We start from the raw sequence: 4,377 nt of genomic DNA on the forward strand, positions 1-4,377 counted from the left end.
CTTCTCCTGGATCAGCGGCACCAGGTCGAGCACCTCGAAGACCCGCTCGAAGCTCACCAGCGCACTGGCGATCTCGACGTGCGCGTTGGCCAGCGCGGTCAACGGTGAGTACAGCCGTGTCAACAGCAGAGCCAGTGACACGATCGCACCCGTCTCCAAGGCGCCGCCGATCGCCAGCACGCCGCCGAGCCCGTACACGAGCGCCAGCGCCAGCGCCGACATCAGCGTCAGCGAGTTCATGAAGACCGACTGCAGCATCGCGGTGCGAACACCAATGTCGCGAACGCGGTCGGCGCGCACCTCGAACTCGCGCGACTCGGTTGCCGGGTTGCCGAACAGCTTCACTAGCGTGGCGCCGGGCGCCGAAAATCGTTCGGTCATCTGGGTGTTCATCGTCGCGTTGTGGTTCGCGGCCTCGCGGGAAAGCCGCGCCATGGTTCTCCCGATCCAGCGGGCGGGGAGCAGGAACAGCGGCATCAGCAGCAGTGACAGCAGCGTGACCTGCCAGGAGATCCTGAGCATGACCACAAGCGTCAGCGTCAGCGTGACGATGTTGGTGATGATGCCGGAGAACGTGTCGGAAAAGGCGCGCTGTGCGCCCGTCACATCATTACCGAGCCTGCTGACCAGGGCGCCGGTGCGGGTGCGGGTGAAGAACGCGATGGGCATCCGCTGCACGTGATCGAACACGGCGGTGCGCAGGTCGAGGATCAAGCCCTCGCCGATGTTCGACGATAGCCATCGAGTCAGCAGCGATAAGCAGGCATCGGCGACGGCGACCGCCGCGATCACGGCGGCCAGTGCCACCACCACGTCGACCGCGCCCCTGCCGATCTCGTCAACAACCTTGCCTGCCAGCAGCGGAGTGGCGAGCCCGAGCATCGCACTGACCACGCTGACCGCGAGGAACCCGGCCAACCTGCGGTGATGACGTCCGGCGAAGCCCCAGATCCGGCCGAGCAGTTTGCGGTCGGCCAATGACCGCAGATCACCGCCGCGCGCGCGAACCTGCCGGTATAACGTTTGCCGGGCTACCGTCTCAAAGCTCATCTAATCACCCTAAAACCTCAACAATGGATGAGGTCAACGGCTTCCCCGGCGTGTCTAGACCACGCCGAAATATCCGATCACCCCTGCGGCGCCGACCACGATCAGGGGATTGGTCTTGGTGAACACGAAGATCGCCGTGCATATCGCTGTCAGCAGATACGCCCGCCAGTCGTGGTCGGCGGCCCGGCTCATCACCAGCGAGGTGGCCATGATGAGGCCGACGGTCAACGGCGCGAACCCCTTCTCGACGGCGACCCGCCACTTGGCCTTCTGCGCCTTTTGCCAGAACAGCGTGACGATATACATCAACGACGCGGCCGGGACGATCATCGCGACCGTCGCGATCACGCCGCCGATGATCGCTCCTGGCACTCCCCCGACCGTGAGTCCCGCGCCGTAGCCGACCATCGTCACGATCAGGATGCTGGGGCCCGGCGCGGTTTGGGAGATCGAGAAGATGTCGGCGAACTGCGAGTCGGTCATCCAGTGATGTCCGTGCACGGCCTGCATGTGCATCTCAGGCAGCACCGCGTTGCCGCCGCCGATCGACAACAGCGACAGCATGCCGAACAGACCCGCGAGTTGCAGATAGGTCTGGATCACGCGGGCCGTTCCCTCGGCCACGCCCAGAACAGCGCGATCGGCGCAAGAATCGCCAAAACCACCAGAAGTGGCCACCGCACAAGGCCGTTCAGGACGAAGGCCGCCCCGAACAACAGCACCGGCATCAGCCCCGTCAAACACTTCCTGCCGGTTTGGATGACCATCGCCAACGTCAATGCGACGGCCGCTGCCGAGGCGCCGTGGAGGACGCCCTTCACGGCGGGGATCTCTTTGAATCGGAAGTAGAAGTAAGCCGCGACCATGATGATGACGACGGGCATGAGGCACAGGCCGAGCAGCGCAGCGGCCGCCCCTGGCAGGCCACGCATCTTCGACCCGGCGAACACCGCGATGTTCACCTGGTTGGCGCCGGGCAGGATCCGGCTCATCGTCATCGCGGACAGGAACTCCGCCTCGCCGATCCACTGCTTCTCGACCACCAGCACTTCCCGCGACCACGCCGACAGCCCGCCGCCGAACGATGCCAGCGCTATGTGGTTGAAGGTGAGCGCGAGCTCGCGCAGCGAGACCTTGGCCGGCCCGGCCTCAGCCTCAAGCTCATTCATGCATGAGGTCTTTGTCGTGCGGGAAATCCTCCTCGTGGTGCTGCGACGGATCGAGCGGGTCCGGCGCCTCGTAGTGGTGCGACATCTCCCAGTCGCTGTCGAAGACTTCCTTCAGCCGCCCGACGATCGCCGGGTCGTCGGTCATGATGCCCAGTTCCCGGCGCAGGTCGAATGCGCTGCGGTCGATGTTCATCGACCCCACCAGCGCGTGTCGGCTGTCGACGATGATCAACTTGGCGTGCACCCTCAGGTTCTTCTGTTTGTGCACCTTGACGCCGAATCGGTTCAATGTCCGCAGCGACGCGAATGTGTCGAGAATGTCCCATTCGCTGATGCCGTGCTTGCCGCCGCAGAGAACGTGCACCTTTACCCCGCGATCGGCCGCTGAGGCGAGGCGTTCGAGGATGACCGCGTCGACGTACTTGGGGTGCTGCACGTCCAGGCGCTCGGTGGCCGTGTCGATGAATTGCGCCATGTGGTAGCGGGAATTGGAATTGCTCCACAGCAGGCCTTCATAGGCGCTGCAGTCCCAATCGCGATGTTCCCAGTCGGCGTTGAATACTTCGACGATCTGCGCGACGTGGTACGGATTGTCGGTGATAATGCCGTAATCGCGGGTCAGCGTGAAGTACTTTTCCATCAGGTTGAAGGTGGCCACCAGTGCGGCTTTCTCGTCGACCACAATCGATTTTTCATGCGTCACGTAGAAATTCGGATTGGCCCACTGGACCGCGATTCCGGCATTCAAGAATTGCTCGTAGGTATCGTCATTGGCGCGATCACCGCCGGACCGAGCAGCATTGAGCTGCACCCGCACGACGACGCCCGCTTTCTTCCTGTCGATAACGGCCGCGACCAAACTCGGTTCGGTAAACGTGAATTGTTTGATCAAAAGCGAAATTTGTGCCGAATTGATGAATTCGCGGACAGGTTCCAGCCCGTCATCGGGCTCAACAATCAGACGCGGAGAGGGCGGGAGCATAATTTCGGGATGCTAGCACCGGGAGAATAGCGACGCTTTGCTATCGCGTGATCGTTCAGCTTCCCGTGACACGCTAGTGATGAGACCGCCGCAACGGTGATACCGAGGACGCTCCCGCGCCTGTCACATCCACGGCACGACTTCAGGCAAGATTGCGGGCATGGACAGTGCAGCGGCTTCGCCGCGGGTGCTCGTAGTCGACGACGACCCCGACGTGCTCGCTTCGCTCGCGCGGGGGCTGCGGCTGTCCGTATTCGAGGTGGCAACGGCCGTCGACGGCGCCGAGGCGCTGCGCAGCGCCACCGAGACCAGGCCCGACGCGATCGTGCTCGACATCAACATGCCGGTGCTCGACGGTGTCAGCGTGGTGACCGCGCTGCGGGCGATGGACAACGACGTGCCGGTCTGCGTGCTTTCGGCGCGGAGCTCGGTCGACGACAGGGTCGCCGGACTGGAGGCGGGCGCGGACGACTACCTGGTCAAGCCGTTTGTGCTGGCCGAGTTGGTCGCACGGGTCAAGGCGCTGCTGCGCAGGCGCGGCGCGACGGCGACGTTCTCGTCGGAGACCATCACGGTGGGGCCGCTCGAGGTCGACATCCCCGGCAGGCGTGCCCGGGTCAACGGCGCAGACGTCGACCTGACCAAGCGCGAGTTCGACCTGCTCGCGGTGCTCGCCGAGCACAAGACCGCGGTGCTGTCCCGCGCCCAGCTGCTGGAGCTGGTGTGGGGTTACGACTTCGCCGCCGATACCAATGTCGTCGACGTGTTCATCGGCTACTTACGCCGAAAGTTGGAGGCCGGCGGCGCGCCACGGCTTCTGCACACCGTTCGTGGCGTGGGGTTTGTGCTCAGGACGCAATAGTGCGATGAACCTGCTGTCGCGGATCTTCCGCCGGACGCCCTCGCTGCGGGCCCGGGTGGTGGTCGCGACGGCCATCGGCGCCGCAATCCCCGTGCTCATCGTCGGCATCGTCGTATGGGTCGGCATCACCGGCGACCGCAAGGAACGGCTGGACCGCAGGCTCGACGAGGCGGCGGGCTTCGCGATCCCGTTCCTGCCGCGCGGGCTCGATGAGATTCCGAAGACGCCGAACGACCAGGACGCAGTCATCACGGTGCGCAAGAGCGGGCAGGTCACGTCCAACTCCAACGTCGTGCTCCCCGAATTACCTGCCG

General features: G+C 64.3%; 5 protein-coding genes and 1 pseudogene. 2 read left to right on the forward strand and 4 right to left on the reverse strand.

Annotated elements, in window-relative coordinates:
- The 4 genes from QOH60_RS18165 to QOH60_RS18180 all read right to left on the reverse strand — a co-directional run.
- Window positions 1-1,050: ABC transporter ATP-binding protein (locus tag QOH60_RS18165; protein ID WP_526422901.1), on the reverse strand; the 1,050-nt coding region annotated here is incomplete at its 3' end.
- Between the two features lie 54 nt (window positions 1,051-1,104).
- Complete coding sequence (locus QOH60_RS18170) at window positions 1,105-1,650, reverse strand: chromate transporter (protein ID WP_526422907.1); 546 nt, start codon at window positions 1,648-1,650, stop codon at window positions 1,105-1,107.
- Window positions 1,650-2,219: a chromate transporter gene (locus QOH60_RS18175; protein WP_526422903.1), complete on the reverse strand. Its 570-nt coding sequence runs from the start codon at window positions 2,217-2,219 to the stop codon at window positions 1,650-1,652. Before QOH60_RS18175 ends, QOH60_RS18170 begins: the two co-directional genes overlap by 1 nt.
- Window positions 2,212-3,201, reverse strand: coding sequence for a phospholipase D-like domain-containing protein (locus tag QOH60_RS18180; RefSeq protein WP_526422905.1), 990 nt, complete (start codon window positions 3,199-3,201; stop codon window positions 2,212-2,214). Before QOH60_RS18180 ends, QOH60_RS18175 begins: the two co-directional genes overlap by 8 nt.
- Window positions 3,202-3,352: 151 nt before the next feature.
- On the opposite strand from QOH60_RS18180, the gene prrA reads away from it, so the two are divergent.
- A complete protein-coding gene (gene prrA / locus QOH60_RS18185) occupies window positions 3,353-4,063 on the forward strand; it encodes a two-component system response regulator PrrA (protein WP_526422909.1) in 711 nt (236 codons plus the stop codon).
- A 4-nt stretch (window positions 4,064-4,067) separates the two neighbouring features.
- A pseudogene (locus QOH60_RS18190) lies at window positions 4,068-4,377 on the forward strand (two-component sensor histidine kinase); the annotation flags it as partial.

This window comes from Mycobacterium sp. (assembly GCF_032159765.1).
Taxonomy (GTDB): Bacteria; Actinomycetota; Actinomycetes; order Mycobacteriales; family Mycobacteriaceae; genus Mycobacterium.